24 protein-coding genes and 1 tRNA gene are annotated in these 25,515 nt (G+C 65.1%); 21 read left to right on the top strand and 4 right to left on the bottom strand.

The annotated features are described in order from the left end of the window. Positions 1–64: 64 nt before the first annotated feature. The gene (gene hisG, locus ACR65J_RS15015) at positions 65–925 is read left to right on the top strand and encodes an ATP phosphoribosyltransferase (protein ID WP_440170436.1); all 861 of its coding nucleotides are present in this window, start codon (positions 65–67) and stop codon (positions 923–925) included. Positions 926–967: 42 nt separating this feature from the next. Continuing rightward, positions 968–1,744 carry an imidazole glycerol phosphate synthase subunit HisF gene (gene hisF, locus ACR65J_RS15010; protein ID WP_440170433.1) on the top strand — a complete coding sequence of 259 codons (777 nt, stop codon included), beginning with the start codon at positions 968–970 and terminating at the stop codon, positions 1,742–1,744. A 70-nt stretch (positions 1,745–1,814) separates the two neighbouring features. Here the strand turns inward: hisF and ACR65J_RS15005 are convergent, their stop codons facing one another. Further along, positions 1,815–2,459 (bottom strand): TIGR03085 family metal-binding protein, encoded by a 645-nt coding sequence (locus ACR65J_RS15005; protein ID WP_110544633.1) that lies wholly within the window; start codon positions 2,457–2,459, stop codon positions 1,815–1,817. Between the two features lie 112 nt (positions 2,460–2,571). On the opposite strand from ACR65J_RS15005, the gene hisI reads away from it, so the two are divergent. From hisI to pyk, 11 genes are all read left to right on the top strand, one after another. Further along, the gene (hisI, locus tag ACR65J_RS15000; RefSeq protein ID WP_440170429.1) at positions 2,572–3,027 is read left to right on the top strand and encodes a phosphoribosyl-AMP cyclohydrolase; all 456 of its coding nucleotides are present in this window, start codon (positions 2,572–2,574) and stop codon (positions 3,025–3,027) included. 111 nt (positions 3,028–3,138) lie between these two features. After that, positions 3,139–4,701 carry an anthranilate synthase component I gene (locus tag ACR65J_RS14995; RefSeq protein WP_440170427.1) on the top strand — a complete coding sequence of 521 codons (1,563 nt, stop codon included), beginning with the start codon at positions 3,139–3,141 and terminating at the stop codon, positions 4,699–4,701. Then, complete coding sequence (locus tag ACR65J_RS14990) at positions 4,701–5,354, top strand: Trp biosynthesis-associated membrane protein (protein ID WP_440170424.1); 654 nt, start codon at positions 4,701–4,703, stop codon at positions 5,352–5,354. Before ACR65J_RS14995 ends, ACR65J_RS14990 begins: the two co-directional genes overlap by 1 nt. Before the next feature lie 104 nt (positions 5,355–5,458). After that, entirely contained in the window at positions 5,459–5,746 is a 288-nt protein-coding gene (locus tag ACR65J_RS14985) for an HGxxPAAW family protein (RefSeq protein ID WP_056333411.1), read from the top strand. Next, the gene (trpC, locus tag ACR65J_RS14980) at positions 5,746–6,567 is read left to right on the top strand and encodes an indole-3-glycerol phosphate synthase TrpC (RefSeq protein WP_440170421.1); all 822 of its coding nucleotides are present in this window, start codon (positions 5,746–5,748) and stop codon (positions 6,565–6,567) included. Before ACR65J_RS14985 ends, trpC begins: the two co-directional genes overlap by 1 nt. Before the next feature lie 121 nt (positions 6,568–6,688). Further along, the gene (gene trpB, locus ACR65J_RS14975; protein ID WP_440170419.1) at positions 6,689–8,008 is read left to right on the top strand and encodes a tryptophan synthase subunit beta; all 1,320 of its coding nucleotides are present in this window, start codon (positions 6,689–6,691) and stop codon (positions 8,006–8,008) included. Beyond that, a complete protein-coding gene (gene trpA, locus ACR65J_RS14970; RefSeq protein ID WP_440170417.1) occupies positions 8,005–8,853 on the top strand; it encodes a tryptophan synthase subunit alpha in 849 nt (282 codons plus the stop codon). Before trpB ends, trpA begins: the two co-directional genes overlap by 4 nt. A 2-nt stretch (positions 8,854–8,855) precedes the next feature. Beyond that, the gene (lgt, locus tag ACR65J_RS14965) at positions 8,856–10,022 is read left to right on the top strand and encodes a prolipoprotein diacylglyceryl transferase (RefSeq protein WP_440170415.1); all 1,167 of its coding nucleotides are present in this window, start codon (positions 8,856–8,858) and stop codon (positions 10,020–10,022) included. A gap of 261 nt (positions 10,023–10,283) precedes the next feature. Next, on the top strand, positions 10,284–14,897 hold the full coding sequence (gltB, locus tag ACR65J_RS14960) for a glutamate synthase large subunit (protein ID WP_440170413.1): 4,614 nt from the start codon (positions 10,284–10,286) through the stop codon (positions 14,895–14,897). After that, the gene (locus ACR65J_RS14955; protein WP_440170410.1) at positions 14,890–16,347 is read left to right on the top strand and encodes a glutamate synthase subunit beta; all 1,458 of its coding nucleotides are present in this window, start codon (positions 14,890–14,892) and stop codon (positions 16,345–16,347) included. Before gltB ends, ACR65J_RS14955 begins: the two co-directional genes overlap by 8 nt. 77 nt (positions 16,348–16,424) lie before the next feature. Next, positions 16,425–17,933 (top strand): pyruvate kinase, encoded by a 1,509-nt coding sequence (gene pyk, locus ACR65J_RS14950; protein ID WP_440170408.1) that lies wholly within the window; start codon positions 16,425–16,427, stop codon positions 17,931–17,933. A gap of 139 nt (positions 17,934–18,072) precedes the next feature. On the opposite strand, the gene ACR65J_RS14945 is transcribed toward pyk, so the two are convergent. Then, positions 18,073–18,678 carry an ANTAR domain-containing response regulator gene (locus ACR65J_RS14945; protein ID WP_009358190.1) on the bottom strand — a complete coding sequence of 202 codons (606 nt, stop codon included), beginning with the start codon at positions 18,676–18,678 and terminating at the stop codon, positions 18,073–18,075. Positions 18,679–18,880: 202 nt separating this feature from the next. Between ACR65J_RS14945 and ACR65J_RS14940 the strand changes: the two genes are divergently transcribed. From ACR65J_RS14940 to ACR65J_RS14920, 5 genes are all read left to right on the top strand, one after another. Beyond that, positions 18,881–18,962 (top strand) — tRNA-Leu (locus tag ACR65J_RS14940). A gap of 87 nt (positions 18,963–19,049) precedes the next feature. Next, on the top strand, positions 19,050–20,180 hold the full coding sequence (locus ACR65J_RS14935) for a tyrosine-type recombinase/integrase (protein WP_440170405.1): 1,131 nt from the start codon (positions 19,050–19,052) through the stop codon (positions 20,178–20,180). Between the two features lie 73 nt (positions 20,181–20,253). Further along, complete coding sequence (locus tag ACR65J_RS14930; RefSeq protein ID WP_440170403.1) at positions 20,254–20,529, top strand: hypothetical protein; 276 nt, start codon at positions 20,254–20,256, stop codon at positions 20,527–20,529. A 125-nt stretch (positions 20,530–20,654) separates the two neighbouring features. Next, positions 20,655–21,365 carry an HNH endonuclease family protein gene (locus tag ACR65J_RS14925; RefSeq protein WP_440170401.1) on the top strand — a complete coding sequence of 237 codons (711 nt, stop codon included), beginning with the start codon at positions 20,655–20,657 and terminating at the stop codon, positions 21,363–21,365. A 99-nt stretch (positions 21,366–21,464) separates the two neighbouring features. Then, positions 21,465–21,749 (top strand): hypothetical protein, encoded by a 285-nt coding sequence (locus ACR65J_RS14920; RefSeq protein WP_440170399.1) that lies wholly within the window; start codon positions 21,465–21,467, stop codon positions 21,747–21,749. A 38-nt stretch (positions 21,750–21,787) separates the two neighbouring features. Here ACR65J_RS14920 and ACR65J_RS14915 read toward each other — a convergent pair whose 3' ends face one another. Next, on the bottom strand, positions 21,788–22,894 hold the full coding sequence (locus ACR65J_RS14915) for an alpha/beta hydrolase family protein (RefSeq protein ID WP_440170397.1): 1,107 nt from the start codon (positions 22,892–22,894) through the stop codon (positions 21,788–21,790). Between the two features lie 235 nt (positions 22,895–23,129). Between ACR65J_RS14915 and ACR65J_RS14910 the strand changes: the two genes are divergently transcribed. Genes ACR65J_RS14910 through ACR65J_RS14900 form a run of 3 tightly spaced genes read left to right on the top strand, consistent with a single transcriptional unit; the run spans position 23,130 to position 25,082 of the window. Then, positions 23,130–23,618, top strand: a complete 489-nt coding sequence (locus ACR65J_RS14910) for a hypothetical protein (protein ID WP_440170395.1) — start codon at positions 23,130–23,132, stop codon at positions 23,616–23,618. Next, positions 23,615–24,652 (top strand): hypothetical protein, encoded by a 1,038-nt coding sequence (locus ACR65J_RS14905; protein WP_440170393.1) that lies wholly within the window; start codon positions 23,615–23,617, stop codon positions 24,650–24,652. Before ACR65J_RS14910 ends, ACR65J_RS14905 begins: the two co-directional genes overlap by 4 nt. After that, a complete protein-coding gene (locus ACR65J_RS14900) occupies positions 24,642–25,082 on the top strand; it encodes a hypothetical protein (protein ID WP_440170391.1) in 441 nt (146 codons plus the stop codon). The genes ACR65J_RS14905 and ACR65J_RS14900 overlap by 11 nt, the downstream gene beginning before the upstream one ends. Here ACR65J_RS14900 and ACR65J_RS14895 read toward each other — a convergent pair. Beyond that, on the bottom strand, positions 25,079–25,420 hold the full coding sequence (locus tag ACR65J_RS14895) for an ArsR/SmtB family transcription factor (protein ID WP_440170614.1): 342 nt from the start codon (positions 25,418–25,420) through the stop codon (positions 25,079–25,081). The two genes, ACR65J_RS14900 and ACR65J_RS14895, sit on opposite strands and share 4 nt — an antisense overlap. Positions 25,421–25,515 lie beyond the last annotated feature (95 nt).

The following is a 25,515-nucleotide window of genomic DNA, read 5'->3' as shown; positions in this document are numbered from 1 at the left end:
GCCGTGCCCGCTGTGGCCTGCACTGCCTGAAAACCAAGACCTTCCACCCCAGAAAGAATTTCCAATGCTGCGAGTAGCCGTCCCCAACAAGGGCTCCCTGTCCGAATCCGCCTCCGCCATGCTCTCCGAAGCCGGATACCGCCAGCGGCGCGACAGCCGCGAGCTGGTCATGGTGGACCCCGACAACGACATCGAGTTCTTCTTCCTCCGCCCCCGCGACATCGCGGTCTACGTCGGCCAGGGAACGCTCGACGTCGGCATCACCGGCCGCGACCTGCTTTTGGACGCCGAGGTGGAAGCCGAAGAGCTGCTTCCCTTGGGGTTCGCCGCCTCCACGTTCCGCTTCGCCGGGCCGGTGGGCGATTTCAGCTCCGCCGCCGAACTCGAAGGCAAGCGCCTGGCCACCAGCTACGACGGCCTGCTGCGCAACTACCTGGCTCAACGCGGCATCAACGCCAAGGTGGTCCGGCTCGACGGCGCCGTGGAATCCTCCGTGCGCCTCGGCGTCGCGGACGCCATCGCCGACGTCGTGGAAACCGGCAATACCCTCAAGGCCGCCGGCATGGAGATCTTCGGTGACCCCATCCTGAAGTCCGAAGCGGTCCTGATCCGCCGCACTGGAAACGGTGGTGCCGCCAAGGGCACGGCAAAGGAAATCGACGTCCTCATCCGCCGCCTCCAGGGCGTCCTGGTGGCGCGCCAGTACGTCCTGATGGACTACGACATCCGCAAGGAACTCGTGGAAAAGGCCGCCGGCCTGACCCCGGGCCTGGAATCGCCCACGGTCTCCCCGCTGCGCGATTCCGACTGGGTAGCCGTCCGGTCCATGGTGCCCAAGAAGGAAACCAACCGGATCATGGATGAACTGTACGACCTGGGCGCCCGCGCCATCCTGGTCAGCAGCATCCACGCCTGCCGCATCTGATCAACGGCTTCCCCCAGCACCACTGAATATCCAGGAGTTCCCATGGCAGTAGCAGTACGGGTCATTCCCTGCCTTGACGTCGACGCCGGCCGCGTCGTCAAGGGCGTCAACTTCGAGGGCCTCCGCGATGCGGGCGACCCCGTGGAGCTCGCCCACCGCTACGACAACGCCGGCGCCGACGAACTGACCTTCCTTGACGTCACCGCGTCCTCCGGCAACCGCGAGACCACGTTCGACGTCGTCCGGCGCACCGCCGAGGAAGTGTTCATCCCGCTCACCGTTGGCGGCGGCGTCCGCGGCGTGGCCGAGGTGGACAAGCTCCTGCGCTACGGCGCGGACAAAGCTTCCATCAACACCGCTGCCGTGGCCCGGCCGGATGTCATCGATGAGATCACCCGGCACTTCGGCTCCCAGGTGCTGGTCCTGTCCGTCGACGCCCGCCGCACCCGGCCGGGGTCCCAGCCCACGCCGTCGGGCTTCGAAGTGACCACGCACGGCGGCCGCACCGGCACCGGGATCGACGCCGTCGAATGGGCCAGGGAAGCAGCGGACCGTGGCGTCGGGGAGATCCTGCTGAACTCCATTGATGCCGACGGCACGAAGGACGGCTTCGACCTGGAACTCATCAAACTGGTCCGGGCCGCCGTCAGGGTCCCCATCATCGCCTCCGGCGGCGCGGGGGAGCCGGCGCACTTCCCGCCAGCCGTCGCCGCCGGCGCGGACGCCGTCCTGGCCGCGTCAATTTTCCACTGGGGCCCGGACAACATGATGTCCCAGGTTAAGGACGCCATCCGTGAAGCAGGCTTCGAAGTCCGCTGACGTCCAACTGACTGGCAGTTGTTGTCGTTTTGAACGCTCATAACGACAACAACTGCGAGTCAGTTTGTCTTTAGAGTCCTACTTCGGCGGACTGGAGGAGGGCGACCGCGTCCGGCTGGCCTTCAAAGGTGACCAGGGCATGGCGGGTGCGGCCATGGGCGTGCATCAGCAGTTCGCCCGGCTCACCGACGATGGCCACCGAAACAGGTGCACGCTTGGCCACGTGGCGGGGCCCGGACGGCCGGACCAGGACAATGCCCAGGTCCACGCCGCGGTAGAGGATGGCGGCGCGCTTGACCAGTTCGTCCCAGAGGGCGTCTGAGTACGCCTCGTCCAGTGCCCTGGGCGCCCACCGGTCCACGGCGCGCCGGACGTCCTCCGTATGCACGAAGTACTCGATCAGGTTGGCGCTCTCGTCCAGCGCCCGGATGCTCATCGGCGAGAGGGCCGGCGGTCCGGCGCGGAACGTGTTCACCAGCCGGGCGTAGTCCTCGTTGCTGGTGAGCTTGGCGGCCAGTTTGGCAGTAGCCTGGTCCGACGCCTTGGCCAGGCGCTTGATGATCAAACCGAGCCCGACGGCGGCCTTCCGCTCGCGCAGGTAAAGGTGCGCGGCAAGGTCCCTGGTACGCCAGCCCTTGCACAGCGTGGGCGCATCAGGGCCGGCCGCAAGCAGGGTTTCGGCCAGGACTTCTCGGGACGGTTCGACGAAATGCATCACTTGGAAAACTAGCACGAGTGGTGCGGCGATGGGCAGCACTGCGGCGGGCGGTGGCGTGCCGTTGTTCACAACAGGAGAGGTGGGCCTCGGAGGCACTAGACTTGAGCCGATGTCTGAGCAGCCAACCCCCGTCCAAACCGCAGGATCCGCCGTGTCCGCGCCCGTGCAGTCCATGCCGGCGTCGTCCGTGGAATCAGCGCCCCCGGCAAGCCCGCTTCCCAAGGAGGTGGCCGCCGCGCTCAAGCGCGACGGCGCCGGCCTGGTGGCCGCTGTGGTGCAGCAGTACGACACGAATGAAGTGCTCATGCTCGGCTGGATGGACGACGAAGCCCTCCACCGAACGATGACCACCGGGCGCGTGACGTTCTACTCCCGCTCCCGCCAGGAATACTGGCGCAAGGGGGACACCTCGGGACACGTCCAGTGGGTCAAATCCGTGGCCATGGACTGCGACGGCGATGCACTCCTGGTGCGCGTCGACCAGGTGGGTGCCGCCTGCCACACAGGGACCCGGACCTGCTTCGACGGCAGGGACCTGGACGTGGTGGCGGGCCAGGCAGGCTAAGCGGAACACGCTGCCGGGCCGGCCCCCAGCCGGCTCCGGGCATCCAGCAAAGCACATTCAAGGTGCCGGCACGGCCGGGCCTTTTCGAAGAACAGGCGGACAAGTACAGCCATGCAGGACCTCGGAACCATCAGCCCAAGCCTTGAGGAGTTCCGGGAACTCGCCGGCCACAGCCGCGTCATTCCCGTCCGGCTCAAGGTCCTCGCCGACGCCGAAACCCCCATCGGCCTGTACCGGAAGCTGGCCCAGGGGCAGCCCGGCACGTTCCTCATGGAATCGGCAGCGGTGGGCGGAGCCTGGTCACGGTACTCCTTCATCGGTGCAAGGTCCCGTGCCACACTCACCACCAAGGACGGCCAGGCGCACTGGCTGGGTGAGCCGCCCGCAGGCGTCCCGGTCAGCGGCAGCCCGGTGGACGCCATCCGCGACACGGTCGACGCCCTGCGCACGGACCGGTTCGAAGGGCTGCCGCCCTTCACATCCGGGCTGGTGGGCTTCCTGGGGTGGGAAACCGTCCGGCACTGGGAACGGCTGGTCAGCCCGCCGGAGGACGATCTCCACCTGCCGGAGATGGCCCTGAACCTGGTCACGGACATGGCGGTGCACGACAACGTGGACGGCACCGTCCTGCTCATCGCGAACGCCATCAACTTCGACAACAGCTCCGAGCGCGTGGATGAGGCCTGGCACGACGCCGTGGCCAGGGTCAAGGAACTCCTGGCCAGGATCAGCGCTCCCGTGGTGCAGCCCGTGTCCGTGCTGGCGCCTGCTGCCCTGGACTTCGCTTCCAGCGTCCAGGAGCGCTGGGACGAGGCCGAGTACCTGGCGGCCCTGGACCGCGGCAAGGAAGCGATCGTTGACGGCGAAGTGTTCCAGGTGGTGATCTCGCGCCGGTTCGAGATGGAATGCAAGGCGTCCGCGCTGGACGTGTACCGGGTCCTGCGCAACACCAACCCCAGCCCCTACATGTACATCTTCAGCCTCGAAGACGCCGACGGCCGCGAATACTCCATCGTCGGGTCCTCCCCGGAAGCACTGGTGACGGTCACGGGCGAGGAGGTCATCACCCACCCCATCGCCGGCTCCCGTCCGCGCGGGAAAACGGTTGAAGCGGACAAGGCCCTGGCAGAGGAACTGCTGGCGGACCAGAAGGAACGCGCCGAGCACCTGATGCTGGTGGACCTGTCCCGCAACGACCTCTCCAAGGTCTGCGTTGCCGGCACGGTGGATGTCACCCAGTTCATGGAGGTGGAGCGCTTCAGCCACATCATGCACCTGGTATCCACCGTGGTGGGGCAGCTCGCCCCGCAGGCCAAGGCCTACGACGTACTGAAGGCCACGTTCCCGGCCGGCACGCTCTCCGGCGCCCCCAAGCCCAGGGCCCTGCGCCTCCTCGACGAACTGGAACCGCACCGCCGCGGCATCTACGGCGGCGTGGTGGGCTACCTCGACTTCGCAGGGGGCATGGACATGGCCATCGCCATCCGATCCGCCCTGATCCGCGAAGGGCGCGCCTACGTCCAGGCCGGCGGCGGCATCGTGGCTGACTCGGTGAACCCCACCGAGGCGCTGGAGACCGTCAACAAGGCCGCCGCCCCGCTGCGCGCGGTCCACACGGCAGGATCGCTGCACAACATTTCCGCGGAATCCTTTCCCGGCGGGGCGGATTCCTGATGCCGGGTACCGGAGCAACTGAAGGCAAGGCCGGCAAGACAGGTAACGCGCGGACGAACCGGACCACGCCGGTGTGGGCGCGCAAGTCGACGCTGGTGCTGCTGATCGCGCTCCTTGCGCTGGCGGCCTTCGGCACCACCACGCAGACCTGGATGACTGCCACCCTTGACCCCAACCAGGTAGGCCAGGCCGCTGCCACCCAAAGTGCCATCCAGGTGCAGGGCAGCAAGGCCGCTACCACTGTCACGGCCTTGGCCCTGGTGGCCCTTGCCGGGGGACTGGCAGCTGCCATTGCCGGCAGGATTGCCCGGTGGGTCATCACTGCCATCATCGTCCTGGCCTCAGCCGGCGTCGTCACTGCCGCGGCAACTGTCCTGGCAGATCCGCTCGCGGCCGCGCAGGGCACCATTGCCGGCGCCACGGGGATCTCCGGCAGCCAGGCGCACGTTGAGCTCACCCCCTTTCCGTTACTCGCCGTCGTCGCCGGCTGCCTGCTGGCGCTGGCAGCCCTGCTGATCCTGCCCGCGTCCCGTTACTGGAAGACGCGCACCAAATATGACGCACCCGGCGCCGCAGGAACGATGGCAGCGGCAGGGCCGGTGGACGAGATCGACAGCTGGGACCGGCTCTCCCGCGGCGAAGACCCCACCTAAGGCCGGCGGCCGCCGGCAGCCGCCCCGGCGCCGGACCCCGCGGTACGCGGACGGCGGCCAAAAAATGGCAGAATGTAAGCAGTATCCATCCTGAGGAGATTTCCATGAGCAAAGCACCTGCGTCCGTTTCCAAGTCAGGCACCCGCACGGTTGCCCCCGGCGCCATTGACCACAGCCAGGAACTGGGCCACGGCAACAGCCCGGCCGCATGGACCTGCGTCATCGTCATGCTCGTCGGTGCGCTCATCGCAGCCATCGCCTTCGTCATCGCCAGCACCCCCATCTTCATCGGCGGCGCCGTGGTCATGGTCATCGGCCTGATCCTCGGTTACGTCATGCGCAAGGCAGGCTACGGCGTCGAAGGCAGCAAGCTGAAGAACTCCGGCCACTGATGGCGACTGTTCTCGACGACATCAACGCCGGTGTCAGGGAGGATATGGACGCCAGGAAGCGGCTTGTTTCCCTGGCTGAGCTGAAGGACCTGGCCCAGGCCGCGGCACCTGCCCGCGACGCCTGGGCAGCCCTCGGCGGAACCTCCCCAACCCGGGAACAGCTGAAAGTCATCGCCGAAATCAAGCGACGCAGCCCGTCCAAGGGCGACCTCGCCAGCATCGGTGACCCGGCGTCGCTCGCAACGCAGTACGCCGACGGCGGTGCCTCCGTCATCAGCGTCCTCACCGAACAGCGCCGTTTCAAGGGGTCGCTGGCCGACCTCGACGCCGTGCGCGCCGCCGTCGACATCCCCTTGCTGCGCAAGGACTTTACGCTCGACGAGTACCAGATCTGGGAGGCCCGTGCCCACGGCGCCGACCTCATCCTGCTCATCGTGGCCGCGCTTTCTGACGCCCAGCTCACCGATTTCAGCGCCCTGAGCCGGGAGCTCGGCATGAACGTGCTGGTGGAGACGCACACGGAGGAAGAGATCGGGCGGGCCATCGCTGCCAACGCCCGGATCATCGGCGTCAACGTGCGAAACCTGAAGACGCTCGACGTCGACCGTTCCCTCTTCGCCTCACTGGCGGGGCTCATTCCGGCCGAGGCCGTGGTGGTTGCCGAATCAGGCGTGCGCGACGCGGACGACGTCACGCATTACGCCGCCACCGGCGCCAACGCCATACTGGTGGGCGAGGCCCTGGTAAGCCACGCCACGCCGCGGGAACGCATCGCCGAGTTCACTGCCGCAGGTGCCGCGGCCATTGCCGCCCGCGCCTGACGCACACGGCATTCATCCTGTTGGGGCCGGCAACTGGCGGCCCCGCAGGACAGGCACACTGTTCCGGCGTCCAGCCGGAGCTGCACACTTTTGACCACACCAATCGAACAGGACAGGACTGATGGCTGACGCACCCTCGGGAAACGCTGACAACAACACCGCGGAAGCATTCCTGCAGGGCGGATCCCTCCGCCACGCCCCGGGGCCGTACTTCGGCAACTACGGGGGCCGATGGATGCCCGAGTCCCTCATCGCCGCCCTGGACGAACTTGAAGAGACCTTCAACAAGGCCAAGGACGACCCCGACTTCCGGGCCCAGATCGCGGACCTGAACAAGAACTACTCCGGCCGGCCGTCCCTGCTCACCGAAGCCAAGCGGTTCTCCCAGCACGCCGGGGGAGTACGGGTGTTCCTCAAGCGCGAGGACCTCAACCACACGGGCTCGCACAAGATCAACAACGTCCTGGGCCAGGCCCTGCTCGCAAAGCGCATGGGCAAGACCCGCATCATCGCCGAAACCGGCGCCGGCCAGCACGGCGTGGCCAGTGCCACCGCCGCCGCCCTCATGGGCCTGGAGTGCGTGGTGTACATGGGCGCCGAGGACTGCCGCCGCCAGGCGCTGAACGTTGCGCGCATGGAGCTGCTGGGGGCCAAGGTCATTCCCGTGACCAGCGGGTCCCAGACCCTCAAGGACGCCATCAACGACGCCCTCCGGGACTGGGTGGCCAACGTTTCCAATACCCACTACCTGCTGGGCACTGCTGCCGGAGCCCACCCGTTCCCCGCCATGGTCCGGTACTTCCACGAGGTGATCGGCGAGGAAGCCCGCGCCCAGATCCTCGAGCAGGAAGGACGGCTTCCGGACGCTGTCTGCGCCTGCATCGGTGGCGGCTCCAACGCCATCGGCATCTTCCACGGGTTCCTGGATGATCCCGGCGTGAAGATCTACGGGTTCGAGGCCGGCGGCGAAGGCGTGGAGACGGGCCGGCACGCCGCCACCATTACCCTGGGCAAGCCCGGGGTCCTCCACGGCGCACGCTCCTACCTGATGCAGGACGACGACGGGCAGACCATCGAGTCGCACTCGATCTCCGCCGGACTGGACTACCCCGGCGTAGGCCCGGAGCACTCCTACCTGGCCGACATCGGACGGGTCAGCTACGAGCCCATCACGGACGGCGAAGCGATGGATGCCTTCCGGCTCCTGTGCCGCACCGAGGGCATCATTCCCGCCATCGAGTCCTCGCATGCGCTGGCTGGAGCCATCAAGGTGGGCCAGCGGCTTGCCGCCGAAGATGCAGCCGCCGCGGGCGAAAAAATCATCATCGTCAACCTTTCCGGACGCGGCGACAAGGACGTGGCCACCGCAGCCGAATGGTTCGACCTGTTGGACAAGAATTCCGCCGAATCGGAAATCGGTAAAGAGGGGGAGCAGCTGTGAGCAGCGCAGACATCGCAGACCAGGCAGAGACGAACAGCAAGTCGGCAGCGGCGATCGACAGGGCCCGTTCCCAGGGACGTTCCGCCCTCATCGGCTACCTTCCCGCCGGGTACCCCAACGTGGAGGACACCATCGCCGCCGGCATTGCCCTGGCAGAGAACGGTGCCGACCTGATCGAAATTGGCATCCCCTATTCCGATCCCGTCATGGACGGCCAGGTCATCCAGGCCGCCACCACCGAGGCACTGGCCAAGGGCTTCCACGTCAGCCAGGTGTTCGACGTCGTCGCCGGCATCACCAGCAAGACCGACGCCGCCGTCCTGGTCATGACCTACTGGAACCCCGTGGTCCGCATGGGCGTGGATGAATTCTCGCGCCGGCTCGCCGAGGCCGGCGGCGCCGGCCTCATCACGCCGGACCTGATTCCGGACGAGGCCGCCGAGTGGATGGCGGCCTCTGACAAGTACGGCCTCGACCGGGTGTTCCTGGTGGCGCCGTCGTCCACCCCGGAGCGCATGCAGCGCACCGTCGACGCGAGCCGCGGCTTCGTCTACGCCGTTTCCATCATGGGCGTCACGGGCGCACGGACGTCGGTCAGCACGGCGGCCAAGGACGTTGTGGCTGCCGCGCACGGTGCTGGCGCCGAACGCGTCTGCGTGGGCCTTGGCGTCTCCACCGCGGACCAGGTCCGCGAAATCGCGGCCTACGCCGAAGGCGTCATCGTAGGCACCGCCCTGGTGGCAGCGCTCCGCGACGGGGGAGTGGACGCCGTCGGCGCCCTCACCAAGGACCTCGCCACCGGCCTGATCCGGGAAGCCGGCCTCACGCAGGAATCCGGGGCGTAGCCATGCAGCCGCTCCTTCAGGCAGCCGCCCTGGCGCCCACCATGGTGTCCGCCAGCATCCCCAGTCCGGACTGGTCCGGCTTCGACATTCCCCTCCCGTGGGGCAGCCTGCGGATCCACGCCTACGCGCTGTGCATCCTTGCGGGCATCGTCGTGGGACTGTGGCTGACCTCCGTCCGTTGGGCCAAGCGCGGTGCCCCCGAAGGCAGCGTCTGGGACATCGTCATCTGGGCCATCCCCTTTGGCATCATCGGCGGCCGGCTGTACCACGTGGTCTCGTCACCGGATGCCTATTTCGGTCCGGGCTTCGACGGCACCGGAGACCTCTCACTGATCCCGCAGATCCAGCGGGGTGGGCTGGGTATCTGGGGCGCCGTCGTCCTCGGTGCGGTCGGTGCGTGGATCGGCTGCCGCCGCAGCGGAGTCAAACTCAGCGCCTTCGTCGATGCCGCGGCGCCGGGCCTGCTCCTGGCCCAGGCCGTGGGCCGGTGGGGCAACTACTTCAACCAGGAACTCTTCGGCGGCCCCACCACCCTGCCGTGGGGCCTGCAGGTTGACGCGGACAACCCCAACTTTCCCGCCGGCATGCCCGCGGACACCCTCTTCCACCCCACGTTCCTCTACGAGTCGCTGTGGAACCTGGCCGGGGTCCTGATCCTGCTGGCCCTGGACCGGTGGTTCAACTTCCGCCGGAGCAGGCTCTTCTGGCTGTACGCCATGTACTACACGCTGGGCCGCGTCTGGATTGAAGCGATGCGCATCGACGACGCCGAGCAGATCAGCCTCCTGGGCATCACCACCAGGCTCAACGTCTGGACCAGTATCTTTGTGTTCCTGGCAGCCCTGGCCGCGTTCATCCTCCTCGGGCTCAAGGGCCGGCCGGACCCGGACACGGTGTACCTCGCGGGCCACGAACCGGACAAGGCCGCAGCAGCGGGCCCACATGGTGAGACCGTCACAGAGGTCCGTGATCCGGACAATGTTGTCTCAGATAGTGATTCGCGTGGTAATCTCCCTGATAACCACAGCGGTTCCAGGCATGCTTCCGACCCCACGGAAGAAGCCGCGGCGGCACCGGCCGGCTCAAAGCCCGGAACGGATGCGACGGCTGCCGGACACTCCGGCAGCACAGCCACGGGACCCGCGTCGGAGGCCGGCACCGGAAAGTAGGACGCCGGCCAGGCAGGGCAGTAGAGCCACCGCTCGAAGAGCCCGAAACCACAATGTCGTGGAATGGGGCGAGTCCGGACAGTACAGAGATGCTGGCCGGTATTGCCTCGGGCAGGGGCCTGCGTAACCGTTAGTTCAGCAGGCCGTGCTGACCTACAATTTCCAGTAATCAACACTTTGTTGTGCCCTTTGCAGCGGCGCCGACGAGTGGGGCCAACGGTGTCCCTTCCATACGCACGATCAGGAGGAAGGACGTCTCCCATGACCCAAACTCTTAACACTCCCAGCTGGTCCGAACCGGATCAGCCTGAGACTGCCCTGTCGCCGTTCAAGCGCTTCGCAGCCATGCCGGAGGGCGCCGGGCTGTACAACCCGGAACAGGAGAAGGACGCCTGCGGGCTCGCTATTATTGCGACCCTGCGCGGCGAACCCGGGTACGACATCGTCGATGCCGCCCTGACCGCGCTGCGCAACCTTGAGCACCGTGGTGCCGTAGGCGCCGACGAGGGTACCGGCGACGGCGCGGGCCTGCTCATGCAGATCCCGGACGAGTTCTTCCGGGCCGTTACCGAGTTCGAGCTGCCCGCTCCCGGCCAGTACGTTGCGGGCACGGCATTCCTTCCTGCCGAGCAGCGGGAGGCCGACGCCGCCAAGGCAGGCATCGAAGGCCTGGCCGCCGACGAGGGCCTCAAGGTCCTCGGCTGGCGTGAAGTGCCGGTAGTCGCCGACCTGGTGGGTGCGATGGCCCGTGCCTGCATGCCCTACTTCTCCCAGCCCTTCCTGGCGTCTGCCAGTGGCGAGGAACTGGACCGCAACGAGCTGGACTCCCGCGCCTGGCGGATCCGCAAGCGCGCGCAGAACAAGTTCGGCGTGTACTTCCCGTCGCTGTCCTCCCGCACCATCGTCTACAAGGGCATGCTCACCACCGCCCAGCTGGAGCCGTTCTACCCGGACCTGTCCGACAAGCGCTTCAAGACCAAGCTCGCGATCGTCCACTCCCGCTTCTCCACCAACACCTTCCCGTCCTGGCCGCTCGCACAGCCGTTCCGGACCATCGCCCACAACGGTGAGATCAACACCGTCAAGGGCAACCGGAACTGGATGCGCGCACGCCAGTCCCAGCTTGCCAACCCGCTGCTGGGCGACTCGCCGGAAGAGCTGTACCCCATCTGCACCCCCGGTGCCTCCGACTCCGCGTCCTTTGACGAGGTAGCGGAACTGCTGTGGCTGTCCGGCCGTCCCATCACGCACTCGATCATGATGATGATCCCGGAGGCCTGGGAAAACCACGCCACCATGGATCCGGCCCGCCGCGCCTTCTACGAGTACCACTCGCTGCTGATGGAACCCTGGGACGGCCCCGCCGCCGTCTCGTTCACTGACGGCAACCTGGTGGGAGCCACCCTGGACCGCAACGGACTGCGTCCCGGCCGCTTCTGGATCACCGAGGACGGGCTGATCGTCTTTGCTTCCGAGGTGGGCGTGATCGACGTCGAACCCTCCAAGGTGGTCAAGAAGGGCCGCGTGTCCCCGGGCAAGATGTTCCTGGTGGACACCGAGTCCGGCCGCATCATCGACGACGAAGAGGTCAAGGCCGAAGTGGCCGCGGCCAACCCGTGGGCCGAGTGGGTCAAGGACAACCTGATCGACCTCAACGACCTGCCCGAGCGCGAGCACGTGGTCCACACCGCCGCATCCGTCAACATCCGCCAGCGCACCTTCGGCTACACCACCGAGGAACTGAAGATCCTGCTGGGCCCGATGGCCCGCACCGGCGCCGAGCCCCTGGGTGCCATGGGTTCGGACACCCCGGTGGCCGTCCTGTCCAAGCGCCCGCGCCTGCTCTTCGACTACTTTGTGCAGTCCTTCGCGCAGGTCACCAACCCGCCCCTGGACGCCATCCGTGAAGAGCTCGTTACGTCCCTGACCTGTGCCATCGGGCCCAACGGCAACCTCCTGGACACCAAGCAGGTCCGCCAGCCGCAGGTCCAGCTGCCCTTCCCGGTGATCAACAACGACCAGCTCGCCAAGATCGCCAACATCGAAAGCCCCGACGGCGACCGTGTGGCCATGAAGGTCCGCGGCCTGTACCGCCCCGAAGGCGGCGAAAACGCGCTCCGAGCCCGGCTCACCGAAATCTGCGAGCAGGTTTCCGGCGCCATCAACCGCGGCGTCCAGTACATCGTGCTGTCCGACCGTGACTCCAACGCCCAGTGGGCGCCCATCCCGTCGCTGCTGCTGGTCAGTGCCGTGCACCACCACCTGCTGCGCAGCGCCAACCGCACCAAGACCGCCCTGGTAGTCGAGGCCGGCGACGTCCGCGAGACACATCATGTGGCCGTCCTGATTGGCTACGGCGCCTCCGCCGTCAACCCGTACCTGGCCATGGAATCCGTGGAGCAGCTCATCGCGGCAGGCGACGTCACGGGCGTCACCCCGCAGGACGGCGTCTACAACCTGATCAAGGGCCTGGGCAAGGGCGTCCTGAAGATCATGTCCAAGATGGGCATCTCCACCGTGGCCTCCTACACCGGCGCCCAGACGTTCGAGGCACTGGGCCTGGGCCAGGAACTGGTGGACGAATTCTTCGCCGGCACGCACTCCCAGCTGGGCGGCGTGGGCCTGGACGTCATCGCTGCCGAGGTTTCCGCCCGGCACCAGATGGCCTACCCGGAGGGCGGCATCGAGCAGCCGCACCGTCCGCTCCTGGGCGGCGGCGAGTACCAGTGGCGCCGCGACGGCGAGCCGCACCTGTTCAACCCGGAGACCGTCTTCCGGCTGCAGCACGCCACGCGTGAGCGCCGCTACGACATCTTCAAGGCATACACCAGGGGAGTGGACGACCAGTCCACCAACCTGATGACCCTCCGCGGCCTGCTCAAGTTCAAGAACGAGCGCCCCTCCGTTCCCCTTGAGGAAGTGGAGCCCGTCTCCAGCATCGTCAAGCGGTTCTCCACCGGTGCGATGAGCTACGGCTCCATCTCCCAGGAAGCCCACGAGACGCTGGCCATCGCCATGAACCAGCTGGGCGGCAAGTCCAACACCGGTGAAGGCGGCGAGGATGTGGACCGCCTGCTGGACCCGAAGCGCCGCTCTGCCGTCAAGCAGATCGCGTCCGGCCGCTTCGGCGTGACCAGCCTCTACCTGACCAACGCCGACGACATCCAGATCAAGATGGCGCAGGGTGCCAAGCCCGGCGAAGGCGGCCAGCTGATGGCGCAGAAGGTCTACCCGTGGGTTGCCCGCACGCGGCACTCGACCCCCGGCGTCGGACTCATCTCCCCGCCTCCCCACCACGACATCTACTCCATCGAGGACCTGGCGCAGCTCATCTACGATGCCAAGCGCGCCAACCCCTCGGCCCGCGTGCACGTGAAGCTTGTCTCGGAAGTCGGGATCGGCACGGTGGCGTCCGGCGTGACCAAGGCGAAGGCCGACGTCGTACTTGTCTCCGGACATGACGGCGGCACCGGCGCCTCGCCGCTGAACTCGCTCAAGCACGCCGGTGTTCCGTGGGAGCTCGGCCTGGCCGAGACCCAGCAGACGCTGATGCTGAACGGCCTGCGCGACCGTGTTGTGGTGCAGGTGGACGGCCAGCTCAAGACCGGCCGTGACGTTGTCATCGCTGCCCTGTTGGGCGGCGAGGAGTTCGGCTTCGCCACCGCACCACTGGTGGTCGAAGGCTGCATCATGATGCGCGTCTGCCACCTGGACACCTGCCCCGTGGGTGTTGCCACGCAGAACCCCGAACTGCGTGCGCGGTTCAGCGGCAAGCCCGAGTTCGTGGTCAACTTCTTCGAGTTCCTGGCCGAGGAAGTCCGCGAAATCCTCGCGGAGCTAGGGTTCCGGAGCCTCGAGGAGGCCATCGGCCACGCCGAGGTCCTGGACACCCGCGAAGCCGTAAACCACTGGAAGGCCGACGGCCTGGACCTGGACCCGATCCTGCACGGCCTGGAGTTCGACGACGACGCGCCGCTGCGGAACATGACGGGCCAGAACCACGAGCTGGACAAGCACTTCGACCAGCGCCTGATCACCATGGCTACCGAGGCGCTGACCGACCGCAGCCCGGTGAAGATCACCGTGGACGTCATCAACACCGACCGTTCGGTGGGCACCATGCTGGGACACGTGGTCACCAAGACCTTTGGTACCGATGTCCTGGCCACCGACACCATCGACGTCACGCTCAACGGCACCGCGGGCCAGTCCCTGGGCGCCTTCCTGCCCGCGGGCATCACGCTGCGGCTGTACGGCGACTCGAACGACTACGTGGGTAAGGGCCTGTCCGGCGGCCGGATCATCGTCCGCCCGGACCGTACCAACGTGTTCAAGGCGGAGACCAACGTCATCGCCGGCAACGTGATCGGCTACGGCGCCACGAGCGGCGAGATGTTCCTGCGCGGCCAGGTCGGCGAACGCTTCCTGGTCCGCAACTCCGGTGCCACCGCCGTCGTCGAAGGCATTGGCGACCATGGCTGCGAGTACATGACCGGCGGCCAGACGCTGATCATCGGACGCACCGGCCGCAACTTCGGCGCAGGCATGTCCGGTGGTACCGCCTACGTCCTGGACCTGCGGACCACCCGCGTCAACAAGCAGGCGCTGGAGTCCGGCGAGCTGCAGCTGCGCGAGCTGGACTCCGAGGACCGCGACATCGTCCACGGCCTTCTGGTCAAGCACGTGGAAGAAACTGACTCCCAGCTGGCGGCACGCCTCCTCGAGAACTTCGATGACACCGCCGCCCGCATCACCAAGGTGCTGCCGCGCGACTACGCGGCCGTGCTGCAAACCCGTCTCGACGCCATCGAAGAGGGCCTTGACCCCGACGGCGAAGAAGTATGGTCTCGAATCCTGGAGGTTACCGGTGGCTGATCCACGCGGATTTCTGAAAGTACGCCAGCGTGAAACCCAGCCACGCCGTCCCGTTCCCGTCCGCATCATGGACTGGAAAGAGGTCTACGAGGCGCAGGAAAAGGGCACGCTGAAGGCCCAGGCCGGACGCTGCATGGACTGCGGTGTCCCGTTCTGCCACCAGGGCTGCCCGCTGGGCAACCTTATCCCCGAGTGGAACGACCTCATGTGGCGGGACAAGGGTGACGAGGCAATCGAGCGACTGCACGCCACGAACAACTTCCCGGAGTTCACCGGCCGGCTCTGCCCGGCGCCCTGCGAGGCGTCCTGCGTGCTGGGAATCAACCAGCCCGCCGTCACCATCAAGCAGGTGGAAGTTTCGATCATCGACGAGGCCTGGGACAACGGCTGGGTCACCCCGCTGCCGCCCGCGCGCCTCACCGGCAAAACCGTCGCGGTGGTCGGCTCCGGCCCCGCCGGCCTGGCCGTAGCCCAGCAGCTCACCCGCGTGGGCCACACCGTTGCCGTCTACGAGCGGGACGACAAGATCGGCGGCCTGCTCCGGTACGGCATCCCCGACTTCAAGATGGAAAAAGAGCAGGTGGACCGCCGCGTCGAGCAGATGAAGGCGGAAGGCACCCGGTTCCGGACGGGCGTTTCCGTGGGTGCCGACGTCACCTGGGAGCAGCTGCGCAGGCGCTACGACGCCGTCGTGGTCTGCACGGGTGCCACCGTTCCGCGTGACCTGCCCATGCCGGGCCGCGACCTGGACGGCGTCCACTTCGCGATGGATTACCTGGTGCCTGCCAACCGTGCGGTGGCCGGGGAAACCATCGAGAACCAGATCAACGCGCACGGCAAGCACGTGGTGATCCTGGGCGGCGGTGATACCGGTGCCGACTGCCTGGGTACTGCGCACCGGCATGGCGCCGCGTCCGTCACCACCCTGGCCATCGGCAAGCAGCCGCCGGCGGAGCGGGCCAGCCACCAGCCGTGGCCGACGTTCCCCACCCTCTTCGAGGTGGCCAGCGCACACGAGGAAGGCGGCGAACGCACCTACCTCGCCTCCACCGTCGAGTTCGTTGGCGAAAACGGCAAGCTGACCGGCGTGAAGGTGGCCGAGACCGAGTTCGTCGACGGCAAGCGGCTCCCCAAGGCCGGCACCGAGCGGATCATCCCCGCTGACCTGGTGTTCCTTTCCCTGGGCTTCACCGGCGCTGAACCTGCGGGCATCACCGAGCAGGTGCACGCCGAGTTCGATGGCCGCGGCAACGTGGCCCGCGACGGCTACTACATGACCAACACCGAGGGTGTGTTCGTTGCCGGTGATGCCGGCCGCGGGCAGTCGCTGATCGTGTGGGCCATCGCCGAAGGCCGCGCCGCCGCCGCCGCGGTGGACAAGTACCTGATGGGAAGCACCATCCTTCCTGCGCCCGTCGCGCCAACGGACCGCGCTATCGCCGTCCTCTGACCGCTGTCCCGGGGGATGCATCGAGGGTTCACCTCGCAGACAACTTAACCAATGCAAGAGACCAATAGGGTAGGTATATGAGACGCGCAAAAATTGTGGCTACGTTCGGCCCGGCAATTGCCAGCTACGAAAACACGCTCGCGGTGCTGGAAGCCGGCGTTGACGTCGCCCGCATGAACATGAGCCACGGCGACTACACCGTGCATGACAACACCTACGAGAACGTCCGCAAGGCCGCGTCCGACCTGAGCAAGGCCGTGGCCATCATGGCCGATCTGCAGGGTCCCAAGATCCGCCTGGGCCGCTTCGTTGACGGCCCGCACGCCCTGGCCGTTGGTGACATCTTCACCATCACCACCGAGGATGTTCCCGGCACCAAGGACATCTGCTCCACCACGCTGAAGAGCCTCACTGAGGACGTCAACGTGGGTGACGCGCTGCTGATCGACGACGGCAAGGTGGCACTTCGCGCCATCGAGGTCGACGACGTCAAGGTTGTCGCCGAGGTGACCGTGGGCGGCATGGTGTCCAACAACAAGGGCATCAACCTCCCCGGCGTGGCAGTCAACGTTCCCGCGCTGAGCGAAAAAGACGAGGACGACCTGCGCTGGGCGATCCGCCGGGGTGTTGACCTGGTGGCGCTCTCGTTCGTCCGCGACGCTTCGGACATTGCCCGTGTGCACGAGATCATGGACGAGGAAGGCCGCCGCGTGCCGGTCATCGCCAAGATCGAAAAGCCGCAGGCCGTGGAGCAGCTGCCGGAGATCATCGACGCGTTCGATGCGATCATGGTGGCCCGTGGCGACCTCGGCGTGGAACTGCCGCTCGAGGAAGTGCCGATTGTCCAGAAGCGCGCCGTGGAACTGGCACGCCGTTGGGCGAAGCCGGTCATCGTGGCCACCCAGGTGCTGGAGTCCATGATCGACAACCCGCGCCCCACCCGTGCAGAGGCGTCCGACTGCGCCAACGCCGTGCTGGACGGTGCCGACGCAGTCATGCTGTCCGGTGAGACCAGCGTGGGCAAGTATCCCATCGAGACGGTCAAGACCATGGCCCGGATCATCGAGTCCACCGAGGTTCATGGCCTGGAGCGCGTTCCCCCGCTGGGGACCAAGCCCAAGACCCGTGGTGGCGCCATCACGCGTGCCGCCGTCGAAATCGCCGACCAGCTGGATGCGAAGTACATCTGTACCTTCACCCAGTCCGGCGACTCCGCCCGCCGCCTCTCCCGCCTGCGGCCCATCAAGGCCGTGTTCGCCTTCACTCCGGTGGAGCACGTGTGGAACCAGCTCGCACTGACCTGGGGCATCCAGCCGGTGCTGGTCCCCATGGTGGGTCACACCGACGAAATGACCTCCCAGGTTGACCGCAGCCTGCTGGAAATGGACCTGGTGGACGATGGCGACCTGGTGGTCATTGCCGCCGGTTCCCCTCCCGGAAAGGCCGGCTCCACGAACATGCTGAAGGTCCACAAGGTGGGCGACCTCGCCGACGCCGGCAGCCAGGGTGGAGAGCCCGGCAGCAACCGCGAAAAGCTCGGCCCCTGGCCGGAAAAGAAGAAGAAGAACCAGTCCCCCCAGGACTAGGCTTCAAACGAAAAGGACCCCTGCCGGTTGGCGGGGGTCCTTTTCGCTGTGCTGTTTCTATGGTGACCGGTCGGTCGGTGACCGTTGCTTTTTGGTGGCCGGGCCGTCGTCGTAATCTCTCCGGGCCCGGCCAATGGCGCTAGTTGACCTGGTTGATGATGGTTTCGGCGACCTCGCGCATGCTGAGGCGGCGGTCCATGGAGGTCTTCTGGATCCAGCGGAAGGCTTCGGGTTCCGTCAGGCCCATCTTGGTGGTCAGCAGGCTCTTGGCACGTTCGACGAGCTTGCGGGTGGCGAACTGCTCCTGGAGATCGGACACCTCACTTTCGAGGGCCTTGATTTCCTCGTGGCGGGAAAGTGCGATTTCCAGCGCCGGGATGAGGTCAGCGGGCGTGAAAGGCTTGACTACGTAGGCCATGGCGCCGGCGTCGCGGGCGCGCTCCACCAGTTCTTTCTGGCTGAAGGCGGTCAGCAGTACCACGGGGGCGATGCGGGCCTTGACGATCTTCTCGGCCGCGGAAATGCCGTCCATGACCGGCATCTTCACGTCCATGAGGACCAGGTCAGGCTTCAGTTCCTCGGCGAGCTGCACGGCCTTCTCGCCGTTGTCCGCCTCGCCCACGACGTCATAGCCTTCGCCGCGCAGGATCTCGATGATGTCGAGGCGGATGAGGGTTTCATCCTCTGCCACAATGACGCGGCGCGCCGGCTGGGACGTGGGCTTGGACTCCGTCTGTTCAGTCACGGGATCTCCTTGAAAAGGTACGGCGGGACATCACTATCTTAGGTGCCACCGCGGCTGTACTTGGTTTGCAGGGTTCGTTTGCGGCGACGGCGGCGCGATTCTGGAATTCAGCCTATCTGCATGTAGAGTAATTCCGCGTACGTGAAGCGATCGCGTTGCTCACAGTCAGCTGTGGGCGTACTTTCGCTCCCACGTATTCCGCGCCCGAGTGGCGGAATTGGCAGACGCGCCGCACTCAAAATGCGGTATCGAAAGGTGTGTGGGTTCGAGTCCCACCTCGGGCACAGTGTTTCCGCAGGTCGAAGGCCACTTTCCACTTTGTGTGTTGACAAAAACGCCCAAAGTGTTGACAGCGGCGTACCGTTTTGGATGTGGCAAGCATCCGTAAACGCACTAAGAAGGACGGTTCCTCGTCCTACATGGTGCTGTGGCGGGACCCAAAGAGCCGCGAGCAGCAGGGACTGACAGTCGCTAGTCTCGTCGAAGCCGAGACCCTGAAGAGGCTTCTGGACGCCAATGGCCAGTCCTTCGAGATCGCTCAGCACGCCATCCTGACAAACGAGAAGCGCCCTCCTTCTGTGGCGGAAGTCATCCAGGAACATATCGATCTGCTGGTCCGCCCGTCCAGCGGGACAGTCAAGACGTACCAGACCATGCTTGAACTCCACATCCGGCCGGTCATCGGCCACGTTCCTGTGGACAAGCTCGACTACCGCGTCATTGCCCATTGGGTGAAGTCGATGATGGCCAAGGGCAAGGCGCCCAAAACGATCCACAACATCCACGGCCTCATATCAGCTTCAATGAATACCGCCGAGATGCTCGGCTACATCACCCGCAATCCCTGTCGTGGCGTGCAGCTCCCGAACATTGAGAAGGCTGAGGATGAGGCCATGTTCCTCACGCATGCCGAGTACAGGCTCATCATGGAGGGAATGGGGGAGCGGTACAAGGCCTTCACGGACTTCCTGGTCATGACCGGCACCCGCTTTGGAGAAGCCACCGCATTGACCGTGGCCGACGTGGATCTGCTTTCAAAACCGCCTACTGCACGGATCAACAAGGCGTGGAAGCGGGATGGGCAGAACCAGTTCTACGTTGGCCCGACCAAGACCGGGGCTGGCAAGAGGACTATCGGTCTGAACCCGGCGCTGGTTGAGCTGCTGATCCCGCTGGTGGCGAGCAGGCCTGGCAAGGACCTAGTGTTCACGACGCCCAAGGGCGGCCGAATTGTTCACAAGCTCTACTGGGACGATTACTGGATCCCTGCAGTTCGCACAGCCCAGGCCTTGGGCCTGACGAAAAACCCAAGGATCCACGATCTCCGCCATACGCACGCTTCCTGGCTTATCCAGGATGGCGTGCCCTTGTTCACCATCTCGCGTCGGCTGGGGCACGCTTCGACAAAGACCACCGAGCAGGTATACGGACACTTGATGCCGGAGGCATTGCAGGTCGGTGCTGACGCAACTGAGCGCTCGGTGACAGCTTTCCAGCGGTGATGGAACCGGTCATGTCGGTGGGTCTTCGTACCTGCATGGAAGTGGAAACCAACTCTTCCCGATGGAGGTTTCCGTGGACATCGAATTTTTCGAGCCAGCCGAAGCAGCCGCCCTCATGCGCTGCACCGAGTCCTGGCTCCGCGATGGCGCCACCAGCGGACGCTTCCCCCATGCCTGCTGGGGGAAGGGAAAGATCATTTTCACTTCCGAACACATTCTCGAAATTGCGAAGCTGAGCGAGATCCTACCCGGCAGCGCGGCTAGGCCTCTTCCAGTCAGCGAAGGGCCCGCGGTCAAGGAACGGCTCATCGGCACCCGGGCAAGAGTCAGGCTTGCACCAGCTAATTGAGCCAACCATTCCTCTTTTGACCGGTTGGAGGACGCTTAGGCGAGTGAGGAGCACCACGCCACGCAATGCACGATCTAAGCGGCTCTGAAGGCTAGCGTAGAGACTTCGCAGCACTGAGAAGGACCATGAAGCTCACTCGAATCGCCGACAGGACTTTTGTCGCTATAACTGCCCTGTTTCTGGCAGGTTCCCTTGCCGGTTGTGACACGGCGGCCAACGCTTTAGAGGCCTCAAAGTCTGCTCACGGCGACGCGGGCACTGGGCTGGCCGCCGTTGACGCGGCCGCTGCACTCAAACAGCTGGACGGGATTCCGGTGAAAGGTCGGGCGCCTAAGACCGGCTATACCCGTGACGAGTTTGGCCCGGCATGGTCGGACACGGACCACAACGGTTGCGACACCCGCAATGACGTCCTCGCCCGCGATCTGACCGACGAAACCTTCAAGCCCGGCACCCATAACTGCGTGGTCACCACGGGCTCCCTTGCGGACAAGTACACCGGAACAACGATCAGATTCATCCGGGGCCAGGACACGAGTAACGCAGTCCAAATCGACCACGTCGTCCCGCTCAGTGACGCCTGGCAGAAGGGCGCCCAGCAGCTCAGCGCGGGACAGCGCGAGGAACTGGCCAACGATCCGCTTAACCTCATGGCCACCGACGGGCCCACCAACAGCGCCAAGGGCGACAAGGATGCGGCCACATGGCTGCCACCAAACCGGGCCTTCCGTTGCGAGTACGTTGCCCGTCAAACCGCTGTTAAAGCCAAGTACAGCCTCTGGGTCACGCAAGCCGAACACGACGCTATCATTGGCGTCTTGAAGGCTTGCGATTAGGGCTGCTGATGCAGCCTGCACGACGACTGACACCTCGAGCGTGGCGACACGCTTGCGGTACTCCGGGAGCCTGTCCGTGTCCGGGAGGACCATGGAAGTATGACAGCTCCAACGGTTGAGGCAGCCATCCATGAACTCATGGATCTCGCCTGGAATGTTGTATACGAACTGCTCGAGGAGCGGGGCCTGCTCGCTGACGGGTTGTTCGTCGAGGAATACACCGGCATTCATTCCTGGCTGGACGGGCCCAAGCGATACACGGTCGTCCACTCCCGCCAGGTGGCGGTTCTGTTCGTCGAAACCCGGCCGGTGGACGCCATCGCCTTCCACCACGAGCTGCTTGGCGTCGGCGATCCGGCCAGCTACTTTACGTTGCCTGGTTGACGGCGGCCGACCGGCAGAGGCGGTTCGATGCGAGAGAACTATGAGTGGGCACTCAGCCATTCCTCGACAGAGTCCTCCCAGAGCCGCGGGTCCGCATTCCATTCCTGGGTGTGCCGGCCGGCCGGAAATGGCACCAGCTGTACTTGGTCCGGGAACCGGGCTGCATAGGCTGCGCTGATGCTGATCGGGGTGCTGCTGTCCGCCTCGCTGTGCAGGAGGAGAACGGGAACAAGGGGCCCCTCCTGGGTTAAGTCCAGCGGGCGGAGGTCAAGAGGCTGCCCGGTTCCGGCTACCCCGTGCAGGGGACTGCGGAGGATCCACAGTGCCACATCGGCTAGAAAGGCCGGCAGTCGGGCTGCGGCGGTATTAAAGGCAAGAGTTTCGCGCCAGGACAGGACGGGAGCCGTCAGGACAAGGCCGGAGATCAGGTGGCGGTGGTGCGACGTGTGCGTTGCTGCGAGCGCCATGGCGGCGCCCATGGACCAGCCTGACAGGATGATGGAGGTCGCGCCGTTGGAAGCGGCGTATTCCAGTGCTGCCTCCACATCGTCCATTTCCGTGTGACCGAGATGATGCTTGCCATCGGGTGTTGCGGGGGCGTCGCCGTCCCCGCGGTAGGAAATCAGCAGTTGGGTGAAGCCGAGTCTGTCGAAGAGTGGGGTCGTTCTGACCCCGGTGGCCCGTCGGCCGCCGAGGCCGTGGATATGGATGACCCATCGGCCGCTGTCGCGTCCCCGGATCAGCCAGGCGGGAGCAGGGCCAGGCAGGATGACGTCGTCGGCTATCAGTCCGATGGCGCCCGGTGACGGGTATGCGTATCCGGACCAGTAGCCGGTGGTGCCGGGCTCAAGGCTGCCCGTGTAAACCTGCTCGACGATACGGATGACGGTCTCGCCGGAGGGGTCGTGGGCGAGGATGGCACCTATGCGCGCATGCCCGGCCCGATTGCCCCAATACAGGCTGAACACGCCTGGTGTCAGGGTGTCCGGATCGGCTTTGAGTGTGACCGTGCCGGCGCCGGTGTCTAGGATCTTGACCCGCTCGAGGCGTTCTCCGGACGGGGTGGTCAGGGTGCGTGCGATGTGTACAGAGATTATGGCCACTGATGCCAGGGCCACGGCACCAGACAGCAGTGCGGTTCTCACACCGGTACTCTAGCGCCTCGGCACTCCGATTGCTCGTGGGCGTCGGTGACGAGGGCCTCGATCCAGCCGGGGATGGTCAGGGATGGTTGCAGGTACAAGCGCAGCGGGATCCTGATGTTTGGCTGCTTCTGCTCTGGACACGTCCAGAGCAGAAGCGTTCAATTGACGGTGAGGCGCTCGGAGCGCCTCGGTGGTTCAACAGCCACCCTTGCTGTCCGCTGCAAAAGGGGGCGGTATGGACCAGCAAACAACAATTGGACCAGGACCAGAACAGGTGGCGGCGGAAGCCTTTCAAGCTCTGCGGCTCCCCACCCATCTGACGTTGGATGGGCTCATTGCGATCGTGGCGGCTCGGCGCCGCCGCCGCATCGAGATCGAGGCCACGGACATCCTCAACGGGACGCCGGTATGCGGCCTGTGGCTCTCGACCGAGTCGCGGGAAATCATCCTGCACGCGATATCCGACTCACTCATACACAGGCAGCAGTTCATTCTTCATGAGCTTGGGCATATGATCCTGCGTCACGATGAATTGGGCGTTTCGTCGCAATACGCGGGTAGCCTGTTCCCCAACCTTGACGGCGAGATGGTGTCCCGAGCCCTGGCACGCAGCAGCTTCGTGGACGATATGGAGGCCGCCGCCGAAACGCTCGCAGATCTCCTCGCCGCGGCGATTCGGGACAGCGCCCTGGAACCGAAATCATTCGAGCAGGTTTTCGGGTGATCCAGGTAGTCGCGGCTGCTGTCATCTGGGGCCTTGTTCTGTGCATTTTGCCGGGTGTGCGCAACAGGAAGGACCACACCATTCTTATCGCAGCGGTGGCGATTGCTACAGCACTGTCACTGAACGTTGACCCGATTTACATCGCGGGCGATGCCCTGCTCGGCGGCCGCAATCTTCTGGATCTCTGCGCGAATGTCCTGATGGTTGTAGGTATCTACTCTCTTTCCCAGGCGATACTCCGGGCCGCGGAGTTTAATGATGCATCGGTTCGCCGGGATGGTCTTGGAATGACAATCCTGAGCTTCGTAGTACTGGGACTGGCTGCTGCTTTCTTCAGTATTGAAGCACCGGTATCGTCGACCCGGTTCATGCTTGACTATGGAAGCCAGCCCGCGGCTGCCTTGTACTCGTCAATCCAGTTCGCCTACATCGGTATCGTGGTGGGCTTGACGGGCTACGTCTGCTTTAGATTTCGACGGCGGATGGCCACCATTCATTTCCGGCTCGCCTTCACCCTCATCGGCATTGGCTGCACCCTGGCTCTGGTAGTCGTGTTCGCAGTTTTGGGGATGGATATTGCCCACGTGCTTGGAGACTTGGGCACTATGCAGAGGCTGGCAGTCGCCTACGATGTGAGCTTCGTCGGGGCGATGCTGTTTCTGTGTGCCGGCTTGGCGTTGCCCCCGGTCGCCCGTCGAATGTCTCGACGCATTGACGTGAGGACTCGGGAGGGCTTGCTGAACAGTCTTACAGAGACTTGGGAAAAGGCGACGGCTAACCGAAAAGACATCCGGTTGGCTACGGCGGCCCGAGGCGTCGAACGCGGAGACGCTTCCACCCGCAAACTCCATAGGATGCTCGTTGAGATTCAAGACGCGCTATTGATGGACCCATCCGCTGCTGAGTTGCTGGATGAGGCTGATAGGCAAACAGTCAGCAGGACAGAAGTTTTCCTCGCATCGCACCACAGCGCCCAGGGAAGCCGACTCAGCCCGTCAGTGTGGGGGAGGACGCGCGGCATAAATGACAGATAACGCAGCACACCTTCCTGAATCTCCCCAGAGCAGACTCGCCAGAAAACTCAATCTCCTGCTCGACCTGCACGAATCCCAAGGGAGAGGCACGCTCTCGTTTCGGGAAATTAGTGACAGCATGAGCGAACGAGGAACGCCGCTCTCACGTTCACGGTGGGCCTACATGCGGGGCGGTGATAGCTCGCTGGCTATGGACCAGAAGCTGCTGCAGAACCTCGCTGAGTTTTTCGGTGTAGATCGCAGGTATCTTCTTGATGACTCGGCAGAGGTGCCGGAGCTCGTGGAGGCGCAGCTCGATCTCCTAAAATCGATGCGCGAAGCGCGAGTCAAGAACTTTGCTGCCAGGCAACTTCAGGAACTGTCCCCCGAGACTTTGGCCAAGCTGAGGGAAGTAATTGACAAGCACGCCGGGGGAGATGAGAACTCCTAAGCTGTTGGGAGTGCCGGCTTGGGACGCTTCGACTTTCCGGGTAACTCGTTGGCGTGGAATGGCGACACCGAAAAGGGGGAGGCCTCCGTTGCGACGTTTTTGAAGTCGCTGCCCCCGGATTGAAACCAAGCTGCGAGCTCCGATAACTGCCTCTCGATCTCGTCCGGTCGCGTCCTGTATCGGCCCGATTCAAATGTCAGGAAGCCAGCCTCGTAAAGCAGGCTCAGCTGCCCTTGGAGGGAAGGCGCTGACCGGCTGAAAGCGGCAGCTACGTCGTCGCAGGTTGCCGGTCCGTGGGCCATGAGGAAGCGGATGATCTTGCTTCGCGTCCTGTGCATCAAGATGTTTGCCATGGAGACCACAACCAGGTGATGAGGAGGTCTTTACGGCCCGCTGTAGACGGGTCTACAGCAAAACGATACGCCTTAGAGCG

The organism is Arthrobacter sp. SAFR-044 (assembly GCF_059414985.1).
Note: the sequence above shows the minus strand (reverse complement) of the source record. Positions and strands in the feature narration are given on the sequence as shown.